At 51.8% G+C, this 21766-nt stretch carries 19 protein-coding genes and 1 riboswitch; of the genes, 12 read left to right on the top strand and 7 right to left on the bottom strand.

Features of this window, described 5'->3' with window-relative positions:
• Positions 1 to 10: 10 nt before the first annotated feature.
• Positions 11 to 2026: an SDR family oxidoreductase gene (locus KHS78_RS06200; protein WP_211826219.1), complete on the bottom strand. Its 2016-nt coding sequence runs from the start codon at positions 2024 to 2026 to the stop codon at positions 11 to 13.
• A gap of 750 nt (positions 2027 to 2776) precedes the next feature.
• Here KHS78_RS06200 and KHS78_RS06195 point away from each other — a divergent pair.
• Positions 2777 to 4537 (top strand): CHASE domain-containing sensor histidine kinase, encoded by a 1761-nt coding sequence (locus KHS78_RS06195; protein ID WP_211826218.1) that lies wholly within the window; start codon positions 2777 to 2779, stop codon positions 4535 to 4537.
• A gap of 124 nt (positions 4538 to 4661) precedes the next feature.
• Here KHS78_RS06195 and KHS78_RS06190 read toward each other — a convergent pair whose 3' ends face one another.
• Complete coding sequence (locus tag KHS78_RS06190; RefSeq protein ID WP_211826217.1) at positions 4662 to 5546, bottom strand: LysR family transcriptional regulator; 885 nt, start codon at positions 5544 to 5546, stop codon at positions 4662 to 4664.
• A 101-nt stretch (positions 5547 to 5647) separates the two neighbouring features.
• On the opposite strand from KHS78_RS06190, the gene KHS78_RS06185 reads away from it, so the two are divergent.
• On the top strand, positions 5648 to 6145 hold the full coding sequence (locus KHS78_RS06185; RefSeq protein WP_211826216.1) for a lactoylglutathione lyase family protein: 498 nt from the start codon (positions 5648 to 5650) through the stop codon (positions 6143 to 6145).
• A 59-nt stretch (positions 6146 to 6204) separates the two neighbouring features.
• Here the strand turns inward: KHS78_RS06185 and moaA are convergent, their stop codons facing one another.
• Both moaA and KHS78_RS06175 read right to left on the bottom strand, forming a co-directional pair.
• Positions 6205 to 7185, bottom strand: a complete 981-nt coding sequence (gene moaA / locus KHS78_RS06180) for a GTP 3',8-cyclase MoaA (RefSeq protein ID WP_211826215.1) — start codon at positions 7183 to 7185, stop codon at positions 6205 to 6207.
• A riboswitch (molybdenum cofactor riboswitch) is annotated at positions 7174 to 7327 on the bottom strand. Its footprint overlaps the gene before it by 12 nt.
• Before the next feature lie 53 nt (positions 7328 to 7380).
• The gene (locus tag KHS78_RS06175) at positions 7381 to 8151 is read right to left on the bottom strand and encodes an HpcH/HpaI aldolase family protein (protein WP_211826214.1); all 771 of its coding nucleotides are present in this window, start codon (positions 8149 to 8151) and stop codon (positions 7381 to 7383) included.
• Between the two features lie 146 nt (positions 8152 to 8297).
• Here KHS78_RS06175 and KHS78_RS06170 point away from each other — a divergent pair, with 146 nt between their 5' ends.
• From KHS78_RS06170 to thiH, 4 genes are all read left to right on the top strand, one after another.
• Positions 8298 to 9371 carry an amidohydrolase family protein gene (locus tag KHS78_RS06170; protein WP_246506178.1) on the top strand — a complete coding sequence of 358 codons (1074 nt, stop codon included), beginning with the start codon at positions 8298 to 8300 and terminating at the stop codon, positions 9369 to 9371.
• 81 nt (positions 9372 to 9452) lie between these two features.
• Complete coding sequence (gene thiS / locus KHS78_RS06165; protein WP_211826212.1) at positions 9453 to 9653, top strand: sulfur carrier protein ThiS; 201 nt, start codon at positions 9453 to 9455, stop codon at positions 9651 to 9653.
• A 59-nt stretch (positions 9654 to 9712) separates the two neighbouring features.
• Positions 9713 to 10480 carry a thiazole synthase gene (locus KHS78_RS06160; RefSeq protein WP_211826209.1) on the top strand — a complete coding sequence of 256 codons (768 nt, stop codon included), beginning with the start codon at positions 9713 to 9715 and terminating at the stop codon, positions 10478 to 10480.
• Positions 10477 to 11589, top strand: coding sequence for a 2-iminoacetate synthase ThiH (gene thiH / locus KHS78_RS06155; RefSeq protein ID WP_211826207.1), 1113 nt, complete (start codon positions 10477 to 10479; stop codon positions 11587 to 11589). The genes KHS78_RS06160 and thiH overlap by 4 nt, the downstream gene beginning before the upstream one ends.
• 86 nt (positions 11590 to 11675) lie before the next feature.
• Here thiH and KHS78_RS06150 read toward each other — a convergent pair whose 3' ends face one another.
• On the bottom strand, positions 11676 to 12128 hold the full coding sequence (locus KHS78_RS06150; protein WP_211826205.1) for a hypothetical protein: 453 nt from the start codon (positions 12126 to 12128) through the stop codon (positions 11676 to 11678).
• A 249-nt stretch (positions 12129 to 12377) separates the two neighbouring features.
• Here KHS78_RS06150 and KHS78_RS06145 point away from each other — a divergent pair, with 249 nt between their 5' ends.
• From KHS78_RS06145 to KHS78_RS06130, 4 genes are all read left to right on the top strand, one after another.
• On the top strand, positions 12378 to 13124 hold the full coding sequence (locus KHS78_RS06145; RefSeq protein WP_211826203.1) for a response regulator: 747 nt from the start codon (positions 12378 to 12380) through the stop codon (positions 13122 to 13124).
• A complete protein-coding gene (locus tag KHS78_RS06140) occupies positions 13124 to 14560 on the top strand; it encodes a HAMP domain-containing sensor histidine kinase (RefSeq protein WP_211826202.1) in 1437 nt (478 codons plus the stop codon). The genes KHS78_RS06145 and KHS78_RS06140 overlap by 1 nt, the downstream gene beginning before the upstream one ends.
• Positions 14561 to 15072: 512 nt before the next feature.
• On the top strand, positions 15073 to 15837 hold the full coding sequence (locus KHS78_RS06135; RefSeq protein ID WP_211826200.1) for an alpha/beta fold hydrolase: 765 nt from the start codon (positions 15073 to 15075) through the stop codon (positions 15835 to 15837).
• A gap of 213 nt (positions 15838 to 16050) precedes the next feature.
• The gene (locus tag KHS78_RS06130) at positions 16051 to 17487 is read left to right on the top strand and encodes a wax ester/triacylglycerol synthase family O-acyltransferase (protein WP_211826198.1); all 1437 of its coding nucleotides are present in this window, start codon (positions 16051 to 16053) and stop codon (positions 17485 to 17487) included.
• A 42-nt stretch (positions 17488 to 17529) separates the two neighbouring features.
• Here the strand turns inward: KHS78_RS06130 and KHS78_RS06125 are convergent, their stop codons facing one another.
• A complete protein-coding gene (locus KHS78_RS06125; RefSeq protein ID WP_211826196.1) occupies positions 17530 to 17871 on the bottom strand; it encodes a phasin family protein in 342 nt (113 codons plus the stop codon).
• A gap of 204 nt (positions 17872 to 18075) precedes the next feature.
• Here KHS78_RS06125 and KHS78_RS06120 point away from each other — a divergent pair, with 204 nt between their 5' ends.
• Positions 18076 to 18570 carry a DUF2505 domain-containing protein gene (locus tag KHS78_RS06120; protein ID WP_211826194.1) on the top strand — a complete coding sequence of 165 codons (495 nt, stop codon included), beginning with the start codon at positions 18076 to 18078 and terminating at the stop codon, positions 18568 to 18570.
• A gap of 127 nt (positions 18571 to 18697) precedes the next feature.
• Here the strand turns inward: KHS78_RS06120 and KHS78_RS06115 are convergent, their stop codons facing one another.
• The gene (locus tag KHS78_RS06115) at positions 18698 to 20398 is read right to left on the bottom strand and encodes a wax ester/triacylglycerol synthase family O-acyltransferase (RefSeq protein ID WP_211826192.1); all 1701 of its coding nucleotides are present in this window, start codon (positions 20396 to 20398) and stop codon (positions 18698 to 18700) included.
• Between the two features lie 339 nt (positions 20399 to 20737).
• Here KHS78_RS06115 and KHS78_RS06110 point away from each other — a divergent pair, with 339 nt between their 5' ends.
• Positions 20738 to 21760 carry a phospholipase C/P1 nuclease family protein gene (locus tag KHS78_RS06110; protein WP_211826184.1) on the top strand — a complete coding sequence of 341 codons (1023 nt, stop codon included), beginning with the start codon at positions 20738 to 20740 and terminating at the stop codon, positions 21758 to 21760.
• The last annotated feature ends 6 nt before the right edge of the window (positions 21761 to 21766 follow it).

The raw sequence follows: 21766 nt of genomic DNA, 5'->3' as shown, positions 1-21766 counted from the left end.
CAGTTAGCTGTTACCAGTTAACACCCTTGAGCAGGTTAACCATCAGTTTCTGCTCAGGTGACGGCTTCTGCTCTCCCCCATCAGACTTACCCTGTGAGGCAGCACTCTCCGGAAACATATGGTAGCCGGTATTCATTAATAGACGACTGACGCCCGGCAATAGATCATTAAGCAATGCAGAAAACATACCTAACCGGGTTGCAATCCTGGCTGGCTTCTGAATGATCGCCTTGACAATCAGCTCCGCTGCCTGCTCTGGCGTCAGGGTCGGTACGTGATTGTACAGTTTGGTTGGCGCGATCATAGGGGTTTTCACCAGCGGCATATTAATGGTGGTGAATTTCACGCCCTTGTCGGCATACTCACTGGCTGCAGAACGGGTGAATGAATCCAGGGCCGACTTGGAGGCCGTGTACGCAGAGAAGCGCGGATTACTCGTCAGCACAGCGATCGAAGAAATATTGATGACCTGGCCACCGCCACGCTCTACCATGCCCGGCAGGAATGCCAGCATCAGGCGCAATGCACCAAAGTAGTTAATCTCCATGGTGCGCTGGAAATCGTGCAGACGATCATAACTGTATTCAACACCGCGACGAATTGAGCGGCCGGCATTATTGATCAGGATATCCACACCACCGTGCTCACGAATAACCCGTTCAGCCAATTGTTCAACATTGTCGTCAGAGGTCAGGTCCGCACTGCAGGCAAAGGCGTTACCACCAGCATCATGAATCTCGGACGCAACGGCTTCCAGTGCCTCCTGATCCCTCGCCACCAGCAACAGACGGGCGCCGGACTCTGCCAGACGTAACGCCGTCGTACGCCCAATACCGGATGAAGCGCCGGTGATCATCACCACCTTGCCCTTCACCTGGCGGATCAGGTTTTCCGGCTCCATCCGCTCTTCATCCAGGTGCTGCTCCCAATATGACCACATGACCCGAACGTACTCTTCCGGCGACTTGAGCCGGATGCCGCTACCTTCCAGCGCCTGATCGGTGTTGGTGCGATCAAAACGGGTCGGGTATTCCAGGAATGACAGGGTTTCACGGGGAATACCGAGATCCTTGAGCAGCATGTCCGTAAATCGCTGTACACTGGGCATGCCGGTCACGCTCTTGGCAAACATCGTCACCAACGGATTGAAGTTCGCTGCATCAATACGCATGCTCATTTTCGGCGCACGTGCAGTTTCCGCGAACAGGTTGACCAGTTCGCCGAGGCGACGGGGATTAGGATCCGTGACATGGAAGCAACGGTTTTCGCAACCAGACTGATGGGCGATATGGTCAATGACATCCGCCACATAATCCACCGGCACCAGGTTCAGCTGACCGCCTTCCAGACCCACCAGCGGCATCCATTCCGGTACCGAATCACGCAATTTACGGATCGCATTAAATAAATAATAAGGGCCATCAACCTTGGAAATTTCACCGGTCACAGAATGACCGACCACCATACCCGGACGATAGATTCTCCAAGGCATACGGCTTTCACGGCGCACCAGTTGCTCAGAATCGTGCTTGGTCTGAAGGTAGGCGTTGTTCAGCGGACCGGCTTCATCCAGCATACTCTCATCGAACACACCCTTATAAAGGCCGGCAACCGCGATAGAGCTGGTCAGGTGAAAACCCCGGGCTCCGATAGCCGCTGCGCAATCCAGTGCATGCCGGGTGCCGTCTACATTGACCGTACGCTGAAGCTCCATGGATGCTTCAATGTCGTATATAGCCGCCAGATGAAAGAATTCGATATCCAACATGCGAAGGCTGTCCAGGGTTTCATCCTGCAGTCCCAGCATGGGACGCGTGATATCCCCTTCATACACATGAATACGACCCTGCTCACCGCGATACCGTTCCAGCAGGTTCTGAGTGGCGGCCTCATTGCGGTCACGAACCAGAATATGGACCTGTCCCCGCCGAGCCAACAGTCGCTCAAGCAGATGAGTGCCAAGAAAACCGGTGGCGCCGGTAACGAAATAGTGCGTTTCGAGGGGAGTTACTTTTTCAGAGGTCATTACTGTTCTGCTGATTCTGGTTGTTTGATTGTCGTTATGCGCGACCGTGCGATGGCAGCAATACACAGGGATTTCCGAAAATGGACAGTCATGTATCCTGAGTGATCCAGAGGGGCATGCCGGGTGCGCTATAGGTGAGCATTGTACCGACCGCAGCCTTTTACGTATGACGACGAACCGTAAAGACACGTAAAGAACAGGTAACTTTGTGATAAGCGGCCATCTAGGCAGCCATTAGATCGGTCAAAAATCAAACAAACCAGTGATTTAAAGCAATAGAATGACACTTAGATAACTATTCTCATCCCAACAAAGGTTAACCGCCAAAATCTTCACCGCAAATCACAGCAAACCATCTTCCCCATTCACTTTTTTACAACTAAATCTCTTCAAGCAACATAGAGGGATATGTAGTCAGCACAGTTGAGCTGGTGATGCATGCAATATGAGCGATCTGCCGGTTACTGCGCCAAGCTTAGGAACTGAAACGGATAGGGATAGGGATAGGGATAGCGATTACTAGGGAATGTCTACATCGCGTTACCCACAGGTATAGCCGAATGCACCGGCATAGGTAGCCGAAGGGCTCTGGAATAGCCCACAGACCAAGCGTATTGAAATCTTCCAGAAAACCCACATTCAGCGACTGAGCTTAAATGGATCCCCCTCAAAGAATCACGTTTTTTGGCGATAGCACTTTATTGAGTGCCCAACAAATACCCGGTGATCATGACTACTAAGGACAGAGTTATGGATGACACACTAAATTTGAGGTCAAAACTTGAAAAGGGCACCCGTCTACACCAAGTACATTGGGTGATTATCTTTCTATCATTACTCCTTACGTTTGGTGCATGGTATTTTTCCAGCCAGCAACTTCTACAAAAAAACAAAACCAAATTTGATCGAGAAGCCGAGCATATCATAAGCCTCGTCAAAGAAAGGATGCAGCTCTATGAAAACGCCCTTTGGGGAGGAGCGGCTCTGATTGACTCCAACAGCAGTCAAATTACCTACGATCAATGGAAAGCCTATGCAGGAAGCCTCAATATTGACCAGGCTTATCCCGGCATTAATGGCATTGGTGTGATTTATAATGTAAAGCCTGAGGATTTTGATAACTACCTAATTAAAGAAAGAGCAAAACGACCACATTACACAGTTCATCCTACTCATAATAAAAAAGAATACTGGCCTATCACTTATATCGAGCCAGAAATACCCAACAAGGAAGCCGTAGGGCTTGACATGGCTTTTGAGAATAACCGGTACACTGCCATCAAACGGGCCAGGAATGAAGGCACCGCCCAGGTTACAGGGCCGATAGCGCTTGTTCAGGACGCAAAGAAAACACCCGGGTTTTTATTCTATACCCCCGTATACAAGAGCGCTGGCATACCAGAAACCATTGGTAAGCGTCAGGACTCCATTCTAGGGGTTACCTACGCTCCATTTATCATGAATAAGCTGATGAAAGGAACCTTGGCTCAAGGGAACAGACATGTACGAGTCAAGATTAGCGATGAAGGTACATTGCTTTATAATGACAGCCTGTCAGAAAGCACCATCGATACTACCCCTCTTTTCACGACTTCCTCAAGCATCGAAATGTACGGTCGAAACTGGATCTTTGATATCGAGACAGACTTGAACTTTCGCAAGGCTACCGACTCCGACCAACCCTATATCATACTTATTGGAGGCCTTATTATCGACAGCATACTGCTGGGTCTTTTCCTATTTTTAACCAGGATGAACAAACTCGCATTAAATTACGCTGATAAAATGAATCAAGAACTGGAAGAAAAAAACATCCATTTGGAACAAGCAAACAAACTAAAATCGGAGTTTTTATCCGTAGCCAGTCACGAGCTCCGAACCCCCCTGACCTCGATTAAAGGGGCACTTGGAATTGTAAAACAGTTCTCTCATCAACTGCCACAAGAAACACAGAACATACTTGATATTGCACATAATAACAGTGAGAGGCTGAGCCACCTAGTGAATGATATTTTAGATGTAGAAAAACTTACTAACGATAAAATAACTTTTGACATCACATCTATTGAGGTAGACAAGTTTATTGGAGACATTGCCAAAAACCAATCTATATACTGCAAAACCCATCATTCAAACATTATCTTTGATGCTAATGCCAAAGGCGTAAAAATCAACTCTGACAAAGGAAGATTGGATCAGGTTATTACAAACCTGTTATCAAATGCCGCGAAGTTCTCACCTAAAAACAGTGACATCATCATACGTACTCAAGCAAAAGATAAAAAACTAAGAATAGATGTTATTGATCAAGGACCTGGAATCCCAGACGACTTCAAAGAGAAAATTTTTCAACGCTTCTCCCAGGCAGACACATCCTCCACACGCTCGGCCCAAGGCGCAGGCCTTGGCCTCTATATCTGCAAAAAAATCATAACAAATCTGGGCGGGCGTATTAACTTTGAAAGCAACACAGCCAAAGGAAGTGTTTTTTATATTGAATTTGACTTATGAAACAATCAGAAGAAAATCAATAAACGACTAAATTATCAGTTACATTAACTGAGTAGATGACTTATTCAACTTTTGTAACTAGAAGCTATAAAAAAGCAGAATAAATATGCATGCATGATCTCTCTCAATCCATGTTCTCTGCCAAAAGGCCTCCAATATGATCAATGATCATTTCCACCCGCCGGGAAAGCGGATAAAACCGACGGCGGAGCAAATAAAGTGTTTCGCTGACAGGATTCGATAACGTATGTGCTGTAATGCGCGCTTGTCGTGGAAATGCTGCGACGGCGTGAGCTGGCAATACGGTAAATCCAAGTCCTCGGCTCACCGGCTCGAGAATCAGTCCGATCTGGTTGGAAAATCCACGCTGTGGAAATTGGCTGACCTGCTCAAAATGTGAAAAGTTAGCGCCCAGCAACAATGATGCATGATGTGCACCATCGGGATGACCAATAAAACCCAACGCCTCCAACTGACCCCAGGTCACAGAATCCAACCCTGCGGGCGTAACCAGCAACAAGGGTTCACTCCCTATGGGCATGCAGCTCAGCTCCGCCCGTGTACTGGTACGCGTGACAAAACCAAAATCCCGCTGGTTCGCCACCAATGATTGTTCCACGCTCTCATTCGGCGCAAACACATAATCAATCGACAACCCCCGATGCGCCTGCTGATAATCCAGCAGTGCAGGATACAGCTTCAACCCAAGACTCCCTGGTGACGCCAAACGGATTGCACCCTGCCAGGGTGAATCCGTGCGAACGCCACGGTCCAGCTCACCGAGCATGGCCAGTGCCTGCTGCCCCTGCTGGTAAACCTGCAGCCCCGCATCCGTGAGATCAAACTGTTTGCCATGGCGATTGAGGAGCGCTCGTCCGTAATGCTGCTCCAGCTTATGAATGTGCTGACTGACACCCGGCTGAGTCATGGCCAGCTTCTCCGCCGTTCGCGTGAAATGGCCCGTTTCCACTAAGGCACAGAAGGTTTTCAACCAGTGGAGATTAATCATAACAAACCATTATCAAAAGCAATCCAAATGATAATTTAACTATCAGAAAAGGTGTTTATACACTCTGCACATTGGTTTTAACAACGAATGAGAGACAGCGGATGATGACCCCTTACCCACGCACATTTTCCCACATCGGTATTTCAGTCACTGATCTGGACAAGGCCGTAGAATTTTACACCCAGGTGCTGGGCTGGTACCTGATCATGAAGCCGACAGAAATCACTGAAGATGATTCTGCCATTGGCCAGATGTGTACCGACGTTTTCGGCGCGGGCTGGGAACGCTTTCGCATCGCCCATCTATCAACCGGTGACCGGATTGGCGTAGAACTGTTTGAGTTCAATAATGCAGAACAGCGTGAAAACAACTTTGAATACTGGAAAAGCGGCGTATTCCATTTCTGCGTTCAGGATCCTGACGTAGAAGGACTTGCTGCACGTATTGTTGAGGCAGGTGGTAAACAGCGGATGCCCGTTCGGGAATACTATCCCGGCGAGAAGCCCTACCGCATGGTGTATATGGAAGATCCGTTTGGCAATATTCTGGAAATCTACAGCCATAGCTACGAACTGACGTATAGTGCAGGCGCTTACTAAAGCAGGCATTGGCTGCCAGCATCAATCATCCAGGCTGGCAGCCAAATATGTTCGGAAGCTCAACCACCAATCTGGGCAAGCTGTCGGGTGGTACCGGTATACCCCTGATCCAGAAAATGCCCTTCCTGCTTGAAGTTCAACTGCTTGCGAATATCCGCTATCAGTGCCCCCATATCGTCATCCGATTGCAGTAACGGACGCAGGTCGTACCCCCCATCGGCAAAGAGACAGAGTTGCAGCTGACCAGTGGCACTGACACGCAACCGGTTACATTGACGACAAAAGTCCGGTGAATAAGGCATGATCAGCCCTATTCGCCCCTGGTAATCCGGATGACAGAACTCCCGTGCTGGCCCTGCATCGGCCAGACGAGTGACTTCTGTCCAGCCTCTCGCTTCCAGCTGCTCACGAATCACATGCCCGGACACATGGTGTTGCTGGAAAAACGCGCGGTGATCACCCGTTTCCATCAACTCGATAAAACGCACACTGACGGGCTGCGCCTTGACCCAGTCGAGATAGCGATCAAGGTCACCGTCGTTCAAACCACGCATCAATACCGCATTGACCTTCACACCCGACAGGCCGCGATCAAACGCCTTCTGCATACCGGTCAGGATCTCCTGAAGCCGGTCATGTCCGGTGATCGATTGAAAGGTACGTGGATCGAGACTGTCGATACTGAGATTCAGGGCATCCAACCCCGCATCCAGCCAGCCCTCTATACGCTGAGGCAACTTGTAACCATTGGTGGTAACGGCTACTTTTCGTATACTTGGGACAGACTTGATGGTATGGATAATGTCGGTGAAATCACGCCGCAGTGAAGGCTCTCCTCCGGTCAGGCGGATTTTCTCAGAACCTAAGTGCGCAAATGCCGTCACCAGCCGACGAATTTCGGGCAGCGACAATGCATCACCATGATGGTGATCCTGACAGCCATCCGGCAGGCAGTAATTACAACGAAAGTTGCACAAGTCAGTGACTGACAGGCGCAAATAGGGAAATGTCCGTCCCTGACGGTCTTGCAATACGGTCATGGGACACCTTTCCAAGATTGGGAGGTCAAAGAATTTCTTCTCTGGCCCTGGCGGCAGGTCAACAACAGCTGACAGCCACGGCTATAACACCCTGTACCTGTTTCAGGCATTTAGGCAGAACAGCTCGGCGCTCATTGTTATGTCTCGAACGCATAATAACGCGACTTATATAGAAGAAGCTATTGTGAAATAGCGTCAGCCTAGTCTCGCCTGACGCAATACGCATTGCGCGGTTTTTGCCCCTTGCTGCAACCAGCCGCTATCGCTGCCGGCGGTCACCAGCTGGAACCCCTTCTGCGCCATTGCCACGGCATAATCCGCTGAAAGGCAATGCATCCCAGCCGGGACGCCATAGTGTTGCGCCCTTGCCAGAATATGGTCAATGGCATCCAGCACCGGCTGTTCATAACAATCTGGCGCTGGCTGGCACCCCAGCGCATACGAGAGATCATAGGGACCGATATAAATCCCACCCAGGCCCGGCACCTGCAGAATACGATCAAGATTAGCCAGTGCTTCACGGGTCTCAATCATTGCAATGGGAAGGACGTAGTCATTGGCCAGTGCCAGATAATCCGCCCCATAACAGGTTTCTGCCCGCAGTGGCCCGAAACTCCGCTCACCGGCTGGCGGGTAATGACAGTAACGCACCAACGCCTCTACCTCTTCCGGCGTATTGATCATCGGGCAGATAATGCCCCAGGCACCGGCATCCAGCATTTTCATCGCCATGTCCGGCGCCAGCCAGGGGATTCGCACCAGAGGCGTGGCAGACGTAGTCGCAATGGCCTGCAGCATCGACAACGCGGTTTCGTAACCAATGGCGCCGTGTTGCATATCAATGGTCAGTGCATCAAACCCCTGTTGCGCGACCATTTCTGTCGTCAATGCGGATGGCAGCGTTAACCAACTGTTTATGGCAGCCTTTCCAGTGCCCCACTGCTCCCGGACTCTGACCGTTTTCATAATACCCAGCCCCTTAGACCTGTCAGAAAGACGCAATATTTAGTCGTCTCATTGAACCTGTTATCGGGAAGAACATAGAATTCAGCAGTCATTGTCGACATTCGAATAACAGGAACATTAGCGGCTAGCTAAGGATTTTTCCGGACATGCCCTTCAGGCTGAGCTATTTGCCGCTATTCTCTGCAGAAATCGCCCATGAAACCGTGCTAATGAATAGATCACTCGCCGCTCCCCTTCTGGCACTATTGCTCAGCGTTCCAGCAGCCAGTCTGGCGGAAGAAGACTCCCCTTACCCTCTGGCCGATGCCGAAATGCACTACGTCAATTTCATGCAGGAAAGTGACGGCATGGAAAAACTGTTAAACGCCATGGACCAGGCTGATGTCACCGACACCATGTTGACCGGCATGGCTGTCACCAAGAAGTGGAAAGAGACCGCGCCGGAACGCCCACGCTATTACCAGGGGGATGACGGCCCGGTGTACTGGTATGCCGCGACCGATGAACTGGTGGCACGCGCCATTGAAGGGCTCCCCAAAGAACAGCAGAAACGGTTCCACCCCTTCCTCAGCGGCTTTAACCCCACCGACCTGAACGCGGTGGATCATATCGATCGCATGCTGCAATGGCGTCCCGGCTTTTGGCAGGGGATCGGTGAAGTGCTCACCCGCCATGATGATCTGACCGCCCTGACAGAAGGCGAAAAACCACGCGCCAACCACCAAGCCATGCACCGGGTCTACCGGCTGGCAGCCAAGCATCACCTGCCAGTATTACTGCATGCCAATATCACCTCCGCCCGAGAGGACCGGCCGCTCTACCTGAAAGAACTGAAAGAAGCACTGACCCAGAACCCCAACACAACATTCATCTGGGCTCATGCTGGCACCAGTTCAACCACCATACGCCGTAATGACATGGACTTTCTTCCTCCACTGGTCAAACAGCTGCTAAAAGATCACAACAATCTCTACATCCTGCTTTCCTGGACGGCTGAAGAATTGATCTATAAAAAAGAGGGCACGCCAGACCCGGTCTGGGTGAAGATGGTCAAACACTACCCTGATCGTTTCATGCTGGGATCTGACCTGGTGGGCCGCTTTGACAGCCTTCCAAAAACCATGGACGACTTCCAGCCATTCCTGGATGCCCTGCCGGAGCCGGTGGCACGAAAAGTCGCCAGGGAGAACTTCCTCGACCTGCTGCCGCGCAACCGATGAGCAAAGCCCCTTCAGAACAGCGGTTTAATTCTACCGGTGCAGATCATACAATGCGGGGTTATTTACCCCGCCGGAACAACCATGAATATTACGGTCAATAACCAACCCTATCGCAGCGAAGGCAGGCTCAGCCTGGGCCAGCTTCTTGCTGATCTCGCCATAGAAGACAACGGTATTGCCGTGGCGGTCAACGAAGACATTGTCAGCCGCAGCCTGTGGGACGGTCAGAACCTGTGTGACGGTGACAGGGTCATCGTGATCAAGGCAACGGCCGGCGGCTGATCGAACTTCGCCGATACACCGAACGCTTCCACCTTTCTATAACATCAAGTAGACCATCCATGCTGACCATTGCGGATCATACTTTTACCTCACGCCTGCTACTGGGCACCGGAAAATTCAACGATCGAACGACCATGGTCGATGCTGTCAAAGCCTCCGGCACCGAGCTGGTCACCGTCGCCATGAAACGGGTTGATCTGCAGCAGCAGGAGGATGATATCCTGGGCCCACTGCAGCAGGCCTGCGATGTCCGACTACTGCCCAACACCTCTGGCGCACGCACCGCAGAAGAAGCGGTCTTTGCGGCCAAACTGGCCCGTGAAGCCCTGCAGACACCACTGCTCAAACTGGAAATTCACCCCGACCCCCGTTACCTGATGCCAGACCCGGTGGAAACCCTGAGAGCTGCGGAAGCATTGGTCAAACTGGGCTTTATTGTCTTCCCTTACGTGCATGCCGATCCGGTCATCTGCAAGCGGCTGGAAGATGTCGGCTGCGCTACGGTCATGCCCCTGGCAGCCCCGATTGGCAGCAACCTGGGCATCCGCACCCAGGATTTCCTCGAAATCATCATTGAGCAAAGCAGTGTGCCAGTGATTGTGGATGCGGGTATCGGCAGTCCGTCCGATGCTGCACTGGCCATGGAGATAGGCGCCGACGCCGTACTGGTTAACAGCGCCATCGCCGTAGCCGGTGATCCAATCAGCATGGCGGATGCCTTCCGCAAGGCCGTGGAAGCCGGACGCCAGGCATACGAAAGCGGTTTGGGCGGTCGCCGCCTGGAGGCCGCTGCCACCAGCCCACTGACAGGATTCCTGGATCTATGAGCTTTAGTGATGTTTTTCGGCAGCTTGACTGGGAAGACCTGAAGCTGCAGATATACCAGAAAACATCGTTGGATGTTCAGCGGGCGCTGCGGACCAGGAAGCGAAATCTGCAAGATTTTATGGCGCTGATTTCACCGGCAGCGGAACCCTTTCTGGAGGAAATGGCCCAGGAAAGCTATCGGTTGACCCGTCAGCGTTTTGGCAAGACCATCCAACTTTATATCCCGCTTTACCTCTCCAACAAATGTCACAATATTTGCACGTATTGTGGATTCAGTCTGGATAACCCTATCCGTCGAATCACGCTGTCACAGGAACAGCTGCACCGGGAAGCCCTGGCGATCCGCAAGATGGGCTTCGAGCATATTCTGTTACTGACCGGCGAAGCGCCGGGAACGGTCGGGATGCCCTATTTCCGCGAAGCTCTCCCCTTACTGAAAGACTATTTCGCCCATATCAGCATGGAAGTGCAGCCGCTGGATCAGCACGAGTACGAAGAGCTTATCAGTCTTGGCATGGACGCGGTAATGATCTACCAGGAAACCTACCACCAGAGTGCCTACGCCCAATACCATCTTCGTGGTAACAAACAGGATTTCTTTTACCGCCTGGAAACCGCAGACCGCCTCGGTAAAGCGGGCATCAAAAAGATTGGTATCGGCTCACTCATTGGCCTGGAAAACTGGCGTACCGATGTTTTCTTCACAGCCGCACACCTGGATTACCTGCAGCGACACTACTGGCAGACACGGTACTCCATCTCATTTCCCCGCCTGCGCCCCTGCGAAGGCGAAGAGCAACCCCGCTCCCTGATGAATGAACGGCAACTGGTGCAATTGATCTGTGCCTGGCGCCTTTTCGCACCCGAGGTTGAACTGTCACTTTCAACCCGGGAATCACAGGTATTCAGGAACCATGTGGTGAATCTCGGCATTACGACCATGAGTGCAGCGTCCTCTACACAGCCTGGTGGCTATGCTGACCCGGAGCAGAAAGCCCTGGAGCAGTTTGCGATTGACGACAATCGGTCTGCGTCAGAAGTCGCGGCCATGATTAAAGCGAGCAATCTCGAAGTGGTTTGGAAAGATCACGAATTACGCACGCATTGATGCAGTCAATTGACCGTACTGGGCGAGACACGTTCTCGCCCAGTACGCCAAAAAACCCCAATCATGTGCCTGTTACTACAGCACACTTATGACTGCAGTTTTTCAGCAACTGTTGGCGGAATCATCTGATAAAGATAAGAGGCTGCCAGTGGCTTACCATCGGCCTGCTTACGCGCCTGCCGCTCTTCCCACATCTTCAGCTTTTTCAGGGGAATCCCGTTTTTACCCAGCTCCAGTTCCCTGACCAGGTCCTTCTTGTTCTTGGTCACGATGGTAACCGTGTACCCTTCATCCGTCGCTGTCACCTTGCCGACTTCAACGTTGTCATTACCGCGCTGTAGCAGCCTTGCCTCCATCAGGGTACGGATTTCATCGGCTGTATATTCACGCTCCATCATGGCTTTACCGTGATGGTCGGACATGCCCTTGTGATAGCCGCGACTACCACAATGATTGCCATCATTCCCACCCTGCCAGGCCATGGCAGAACCTGAAGCCATGATTGCCGCCAGGGCCAGTGCTATGGTTTGCTTCTTCATACGTATCACCTTCTCATGCTGTTTGCTTGATAGTTTGGCAACCACATTGATGTATTGCCGGACTCACCAATCTTCGACAGCACCATTAAAACGCTACGATGTAACCGATTTGTCCCAGCCACTGACTTTATTGTCTTGAAAGTGTGACAAACCGGTTTTTAAACGACATTCTGCGACATTTTGATACAGCTTACGCCTCCCCCTACGGAATATAATGGGCACAGTTACGTAAGACAGAAGACCAATACCATGGATCATCCGGGACGCACAGACACCTCAGGCCACATCCTGGTCGTTGACGATCATCACGAGATTCGCGATCTCCTGGGCCGCTACCTGCAGCAACACGGTTATCGTGCCAGCCTGGCTGACGGTGGGCAGGCCATGCGCCGCATTCTCAAGCTCAAGGCAGGCGGTATCGATCTTATCGTGCTGGATCTGATGATGCCTGAGGAAGATGGCCTGAGCCTATGCCGACATGTTCGGGAGCAGGATGGACCACCGATCATCATGCTGACCGCCATGGGTGAAGAGACAGATCGAATCGTCGGACTGGAAATGGGCGCCGATGACTATGTCACCAAACCTTTCAGCCCCCGGGAACTGCTGGCCCGCATCAAGGCGGTACTGCGGCGCGCACAGCGCATGCCCGCTGAACCCCAGCAGGAAACCGACAGTCACCGGATCCTGTTTGATCGCTGGGTGCTGGATGTCCACCAGCGTCAGCTGGAAAACCGGGAAGGCGTCGTATTACCGCTAAGCACGGCTGAGCATCGGCTGTTGACCACTTTTCTTCACCATCCTCGCCGGGTGCTGAGTCGGGACCAGCTGCTGGATCTCACCAAGGGACGTGAGGCCATGCCCTTTGACCGCAGCATCGATAACCAGGTCAGCCGATTGAGAAAGAAAATTGAGGAAGATCCCCGCAACCCGGCACTCATCAAGACCGTCTGGGGCGGCGGCTATATGTTCACGCCCGAGGTCATTGCACAGTAATGGCATTTTTTAAACGACTGTGGCCATCCAGCCTGGCCGGACAGATGGTCATTGTCGTTCTTATCACCCTGCTGTCAGCCCAGGCGATCAGCCTCTGGATACTTTCCAGTGCACATCGCAACGTGATCTATGATGCCAGTGAACTGCAATTGATCCAGCGCACCATCACCCTGACCCGCTTACTCGACGAAACACCCGATATTTACCACAGTCGTATGGTAGAGGCTGCCAGCACCGCGCCCGCTACCTTCTGGCTGGCCAGAAACAGTCATATCCCTGAAGAGGCCGAGTCCCGACTGGACCAGCGTTTCATTGCCAAACTCAGCCGGGAACTGGGTGAACCTTACCGTGGCCGGGTACGCGCCTGGTTAAGTCGCTATGGCAAACCCCACTGCATGCATCCCAGCCATCGACGGAAGTCGGAAGAATGGGCCAAGAGCAGTAGTCGTACGTGCAGAAATCCCTCACACCGGCGGTTTGATTCCCACTCAGGCAAGCCCGCAGTACCTTTTGTGAACTTTTCCATCCAGCTCAATGATGGGCAATGGCTAAACCTTTCGGCCAGAACACCATCGATTCCACCGTTGGTCGCCCGGCAAACCGGCCTGTTTCTGCTACTCAGTGGCCTCATGTTGATGCTGGTGATTATTCTGATGGTCAGGCGTATCACCCGCCCCCTGGGGGAACTGACGCAGTCGGCCAACCGCCTGGGCTTAGGCGAAACCGTGCCATCCATCAAAGAACGTGGCCCCAAGGATATCCGACAGACCATACAGGCCTTTAACCGCATGCACGATCGCCTGCAGCGTTTCGTTGCCGATCGCACCCGTATGCTGGCAGCACTTTCCCATGACCTGAGAACCCCCATCACGACATTAAGATTACGGATAGAATTGCTGGAAGACTCTCCAGAGAAAGAGCGCCTGCTCGCCACCCTGGAAGAGATGCAGGCCATGACGGAAGCGACACTCTCGTTTGCCAGAGAAGCCGCCAAGCAGGAAGACACTCGTCGTGTCGATATCAATGCCCTGACGGCCAGCATCTGTGATGACCTCGAAGAACTCGGGATGCCGGTCACCTTTCATGAAGGCCCGGATGCGGTGCTTCCCTGCCGCCCGGTCAGCCTGACGCGGGCGATCCGTAACCTGATCGAGAATGCCGTCAAATACGGTGAGATGGCCGAGGTCGTCCTGAACCGTGACAGCCAAGGCATCCATCTAACCTTCAGCGACAAAGGCCCCGGTATTCCAGAGGCGATGATGGACAAGGTCTTTGAACCATTTTATCGCCTGGAAAGCTCGCGTAATCGCGACACGGGCGGCATAGGCCTTGGTCTGGCGATCACCCGTACTATTATCCACAACCATGGTGGCACTATTCTGCTGAAGAACCTTAACCCAGGCCTTCAGGTCACCGTCATATTGCCAGGGGAATAGAAAAAACAAACATCTTCAGACACACGAAAAAACAGGGACATTACTGGGTAGAGATAGCCGGCAATAGGTATTTCACCCGGTATCACGTGCGATATCGCCTACCCCATAATCCACAGGAATTGTGGATAAGCCTGTTGTTTACTTTTGAAATTCAACGTTGCCCCCCGTTACCACAAGCCTGCCGACAAACTGATCATCTTTTAAACACATTCGTTTTATCTTCCTGCAATACTGTTATAAACGACACACACAGCCTGTTCATTTCTGTTCAAACACGCGTATAACACAGCACGACTCGTTTCACTGACTTCAATAAAAGAACAATCCCGCATAATAGCCAACCTTTACCAAGAGGATTGTTATATACTTGAATTTACTGCACCTAAATTTGTACCATCATTCAAGATAAAACGGGGATGCGGCACGACACCAACGTTTCAGGGAAAGGCAGTCAGGACCTGCAGATATAAGGACAGCTATTGCAGGCAACAGAAACACAATCGGGCAGTGACATGAGCAAAGAAGAAGCCATCAAAGCGCCTAGCAAGCTGGACACCGCTCTGGATGCCATACGAGCAGTCAAGGATGTTGCCAGCCTTGTCAAAGAACGCTCTCTGCTGAATCGGGCACCCAAGGGCGACGGCCATTCGGTCATGGTACTGCCTGGTTTTATGACCAGTGACCCCGCCACCGCATTCCTTCGCAAGCAACTCCGGAAATTTGGGTATAACGCCCAGCCCTGGAAACTGGGTGTCAACTTCGGCCCTACCGGTAGTCGCGATATCGAAAACCTGCTATCCGAACGGGTCAAGGAACTCTACCTCACGTCCGGCCACCGTATCAGCCTGGTGGGCTGGAGCCTGGGCGGCGTTCTTGCCCGGGAAGTCGCCCGCATGCACCCGGAGATGATCCGCCAGGTCATTACACTCGCCAGCCCGATTGGCGGCTCTATGGAAAACACCAGCCTGTGGGACATCTATATCAAGATTTTTGGGCGTAACATGAGCAAGGAAGAGATCGAAGAACGGGTTGAGAAAGTCCGCCACCCGGTGCCTGGCGTTGCCTTTACCTCGATCTATACCAAACAGGATGGCGTAGTTGCCTGGCAGATCGCCAAAGTCGATGAGACCGAACTGTCCCAGAACATTGCCGTGGGCGCCAGTCACCTTGGCATTATCTTCAATCCCCGGGCCCTTTATGTCATGGCAGACCGGCTCGCCATGTCAGACCATCAGTGGAAACGCATGGATGAAGGCACCCTGCGCCTGCTGACCTGAAACGTCTGCATTATGTATAAATACTGGCAATGGCGACAGCAGTTACTTATCATCCCTTCACGTTCAGCGACAGCCAGCACCCCCGACAGCAGGACGTTGCTTTCCAGATCCCGCTGAAGCGTCCAAACCTTAATCCAGGTCAGCGCAACCTTTGGATGATCCGGTACGCTTCAGAAATAACAAGGTGCTTCTTACCGGGAACGACTGACCACCATGTACCAGGTCTCACCACAAGATAATCTTTTTCTCCATATGGAGAGCAGCAATACCCCCATGCACGTGGGTTTGCTCTGCATTTATGACCAGAAAACCGCCAAAACCGGTCAAGTCCGTTTCAAGGAAATCATACGAACCTTCAAGACGCGCTTGCATAAACTGACCCCCTTGCGGTTACGGACGGTCAAGGTTCCTTTTAATCTGGACTATCCCTACTGGATTGAAGACCCGGACTTCGATATTGAGTACCACCTGCGCCACATTTCCCTGCCAAAACCTGGCGACTGGCGCCAACTGTGCATCCAGGTTGCACGCCTGCATGCACGACCGCTGGATCTGAACCGCCCGCTCTGGGAAGCCACGATCATCGAAGGGCTGGACAACATTGAAGGGCTCCCCAAAGGCTGCTTCGCTATCCTGACCAAAGTGCATCGCGCCATCCTGGACCGTGAAATCGGCGGCCAACTTCTGGCAGCCCTGCACGATCTCGACAGTGGCACCATGACGCAACTACCGGATCGACCGCTCACTGTCGAACGGGTTCCTACAGGCGTTGAACTGCTCAGCCGTGCGGCCGTCAATCGGGTCAAGATACTGGGCAGTTACGCCCATGTCGCACAACGGTATGCACTTCCGGTCACCAAAGGGCTGTTAAAAAATTGCCTGACCCGGAAGTCCTGCATCCGCTATGCCCCACGCACCCGTTTCAATGAGCGGGTTTCGTTTCACCGCTCATTTGACGGTATCAGCTTTCCTTTGGATGCCATTAAGGCCATCCGAGATGCTCGCCCACAAACCCGCTTTAATGATGTGATCATCGCAATCATCGCCGGAGGTTTGCGAACCTACCTTCGCGCCAAGGGAGAGTTACCGGATGAGTCGCTGCGTGCCGTCTTCCCGGTGCCGGATCGTCCCGCCAAGACCAATGAAAAGCGGGTACACCATTTCTCCTATGTGTTCCCCCGACTGTTCACCGAGATCACTGATCCCCTTGAACGCCTGGAGCGTATTGCCGCTCATATGGATAGGGCTCGTAACCAGTCAACCTGGCTGGACTGGCAAATCGCCGATGATGCCGCCAAACTTTTCCCCAACACACTGGCGGATATGTCATTGAAGGCAGCAGTCACCTATCAGACGACTCGGCATGCGCACCCACTGTTCAATACCCTTATCAGTAGCGTGGCGGGTCCTCACATACCGCTATACCACGTCGGTGCACGAATGGTGGCCAGTTATGGTCTGGATATGATCTATGACACGGTTGGCCTTGCTCACACAGCCTTCAGTTACAACGGCAATATTGCCATCTCTGTCACTGCCTGCCGGAACATGATGCCGGATCCTGCGCTTTATATGGAATGTCTGCAACAGTCGTTTGAAAATTTACAACATGCCGTTATGGCTGAGGAGCCTGTTGAGGAAGGTGCGTAGAGCGGAAGAAAAAAAGCCGGCTATTCGGCCGGCTTAAAAAAATCAGGACGCTTTCTTGGCTGCTGCAGTGGTGCGAGCAGGAACCTTGGTCTTCTTTTCAGCCGCGGCCAACGCCTTAACCGCCTTGCTCAGCTCTTCAATCTGATGAGAAAGATCCTGAACGTCGTCATTTTTTTCCAGACGGACAATCTCTTTCAGCTTGGCAATGGTTTCATTGATTTTTTCTTGAGCCTTGCCTTTCAGCTCATCAACCTTGTCACTGGCGCGATCACGGACGTCTTCGCCATCTTCTACCAGTTCTTCAAACAATTTTTTGCCTTCCTGGCCCAGCTTTTCATAACGGGCATATGCTCCAAGGCCCGCAAGCCAGATCTTCTCGTACATATTCATTACTCCCCTGTATCATTTTAAATTACTGCCTGTACTGCGCTTCGAATTATATAGACTGCTATCACACACGTAAACATATGTAATCTTTGTATTCAGTAAGAAAAAAAGTGCTATTGAAATGACATTCAATGAATCTCGTCGATATAATAAGGCTGAAAAAATAACCTGTTAATCCTGACTAAAAGAACAGACGTCAAAATGAAAGTAACTGCAAGACACCAATACACTGCATCCGTCGACGAAATTTACGCGTTCTTTGCTTCCGAAACAACGGTAAACGACAAATACGAAGCATTAGGATCCAGAAAATTTCGTATCAAGGATCTCACTACTGGTCCCGACACTCTGACCATTGACAGTCGTCGCGAAGTCCCCGTTGGTGACGAAATCCCTGCGATGCTGAAAAAGTTCGCCGGCGAGTGGAACCGTGTCCGCCAGCGTGAAAACTGGAACAAGAACAGTGATGGCAGCTATTCCTGCCAACTGCGAATCGATATCGATGGCGTCCCCGTCAAAATCAACGGCGACATGACACTGCAACCGGAAGAAAATGGTTGCGTTAATATCGTCGATATTGAAATCAACAGCAGCGTGCCATTGATTGGAAAAGCATTAGCCGAATTTGTTGGTCAAAATACTGAACAGCAGATGGAAAGTGAATATCAGTATATTCGCCGCACATCCGAAAAATAAAATCAAAACGAATCCATTGAATACCGAAATATGGTATTCAATGGTACAAAAACAGCCGAATCAAACGTAACAACCGGCTGCTTTCAACAGATAAAGAAAGAGGGCTATGACAGCCCTCTTTTATTTTTTATGATTCTTTGACCTTAGCAGTTTCTTTCTCCGTTACGGATTCAGGTTGTTTTTCCGCTGACGAAGGCGTTGTTGCAGATTTTTTACGCACTGTTTTACGGGCAGTGGTTTTCTTTTCTGCAACCGGCTTGGTGGTAGCGGCTTTTTCTGAACGCGCAGTCGTTGCCTTTGCTTCCGTTACCTTTGCTTCAATAGCCGCAGGCTTGACAATCTTCGTGTCGGTATCTGCAACTTTTTTGTCGGATACTTTTTTGATCGACGTGACCACGTTTGTCTTTTTGGCTTCTCCCAGCAGGGCCTTCTGCATTTCCTTGAAGGAATAGCGCAGACAGTCCGCATAGAAGGCCGGATCCGGCATCATGTTACGACAGCACGTCACACTGATGGTGATATTACCGTTGTAGCTGAAGAGGATATGGAACAAGCCCATGGTGTCATAACAGATACCGCTACCGTAGAAGCTGACCAGCTTAGCGCCAGCATGATACAACGGCAGCTGGGGGCCGGGTACGTTAGTGATCACAGTATTGAACAACGGCTTCACATAATTGGTCACGTTGTACTTCACCAGTGAACGCATGACCAGGTTGGTCACTGTCGTCGGCAACAGAGCCGCAGACTCCAACGCCTGGCCACCGCCAAACTGTTCATTGGTATCCTTACCGGCAGCTGTCGCCTTGTGGATAGCCTTCAACCGCTCCACAGTATCGTCAATGTCGGTATAGATCTTCGGGAACATGAACGAGATCTGGTTACCCTGCTGGTTCTGCTTGGCGTCTGGGCGTACCGAGATCGGCAGCATGCCGGTCATGGACTCTTCCGGCAGCTCCCCCTTGCTCTTGAGGTAACGACGCAGGGCGCCCGCCACAATATTCACCATCACATCATTCAGGGTGATATCCGGCAGTGCGTTTTTGACCTTTTTGATCTCGGACAGATCAAACGACACCGCCTCGAACACACGGTGCGAACTGACACGATCGTTAAACCGGGTCTTGGGCGCACTGAACAGGTTGCAGCTCTGACCGGTCAGTTTCTTTTTGACAACGTTGGTCGCGGCTGGCAATGCATAGCGCCCCAGCACCTTGCCCTTGTTCATCACGTTGCGAACACTGTTGAAAGCCGCACGGCTCAACAATTCAACGCCTGTCGGTACGCGATCCACAATCCAGGGTTTATCAGGCAGGTTGATCTTGCTGTTAGGGCCAAGATCATGCATCGCCGCCATCAACTGTGCACCAAAAACGCCATCGACCAGCGCATGATGCACCTTGCTGACAATCGCAAAACTACCTTCCGGCAGGCCAGGAATCTTGTCCAGCCCTTCAATCACGTAGATTTCCCACGGCGGACGCCCCATATCCAGCGGACGAGCATGCAGGCGCGCAACCTGAATGCACAGCTGACGCCAGTCACCGGGCTGCGGCAGGGCGATATGACGCAGGTGGAATTCAATGTCGAAATCCGGATCAGAGATCCAGTACGGATAATCCAGCCCCATCGGTACATCAACCATGCGCGAACGCAGTGCAGGCACTTTCGGCAGACGGCTTTCGAAATAGCGGATGATATCCTTGAAACCGAGTTTTTCGCCCGGAACGGTGGACTGATCATAAATTCCCAGTGAACCGACATGCATCGGTGTACTGCCTGTTTCCAGGTTGAGGAATGCGGTATCAAGTGCGGATAGCTGCTCCATAGGCTCCTGCCTTGTGCGACGCTGGTGACTTCCTGCTACCTGTCGCGTGTTTATTGACGGGTGAAAAATTGGTTAGCAATTTTCGTGTCAAAAAAAACAGGCGTCAACCGAAACCGCGACACTTGTCACAGAATAAACACTGAGATGCATGGATTAACGGAAAACAGACTCGACAAACAGATTCCATACACACCGCTGACAAACATCGGTACACTAGGCATTCAAGGGCATCAATATAGTGTGATATATGGTGCTCAGCTGTCATGAATGGTTAATACAACCGTAACCGTCAGCCCATAAAAATAATAAAACACAATAAAAAATCAGACAGGACATTCCATGCGCCGCCTATTCACCTCCGCCTCGCTGACCGGGTTGCTGCTTTGCACCACAGCCGACGTTAATGCCTTTACCCAACCCACCCATAAACGGATCGTCATTGATGCCGTCAACTACATGGCCGCCAATCCGGATACAACAGCTTACGCCCGACTTCAATCAGTGGCACAGGCAGCGGGCATCACCATTGACCAGCTAGCCGACTATCTGGGCCAGGGGGCCTTTGATGTCGATGATTTCGAAGACACCTATATGTGTGGCGCCATCACCGGCGATTGCGTCAGGGCGCCGGTCTGGGGACTGGGCGCTTCGATCGTCTCCTACACCTCTTACTGGCACTTCCAGAACCATACCCGGGGACCAGACAACCACGGCAATGATATTGGCGGTTACAACTACAACCAGCTGACAGTGGCAGGCGCCATCGACAACATGGCCGCCACCTGGCTGGTCGGCGACCACCTTGATGACGGCCGCGGCGGCATGGCAGGCTGGTTTGGCAGCGAGGGCTCGGAATACAACAGTTATGGTATTACTGAAACCAACTATCGCCAGGGCAGTTATTCCAGTAAATCCATGTACAAGGATTTTGAGAAAATCCCGTTCCAGCCCATCGATAACCTGGGACAATACTGGTACAACGAATTCTGGCGACAGCCGACGATTCAAACCCTCGGCTTCACCCTGCACACCACTGACCTGCTGCAACCCCACCACACCTGGACGACATCCGACCACAACCATTCGGGTTGGGAAGGCTGGGTAGAGGATTATTACGACCAGGAAAACCTCAATGACACGACACAGGTTGAGCAGGCGCTAATGACGCTCACGCCACCGGTACCCGGCAATCCGGAAATACGTCCGTTATTAACCCAGGGTGGTGCCTATTCTTATGCCAATGGTGGTATCGTACTGAGCAGCCAGGATCACAATGACCGGGTGCGTGTCGCCAGGCAGGTGATCCCCCATGCCATCGCCATGGTTGTGCATATTCTCAACCATGCCGCTGAGCGGTTCTGAGGCTGT

This window comes from Kistimonas asteriae (assembly GCF_018263925.1).
GTDB lineage: Bacteria > Pseudomonadota > Gammaproteobacteria > Pseudomonadales > Endozoicomonadaceae > Kistimonas > Kistimonas asteriae.
Note: the sequence above shows the minus strand (reverse complement) of the source record. Positions and strands in the feature narration are given on the sequence as shown.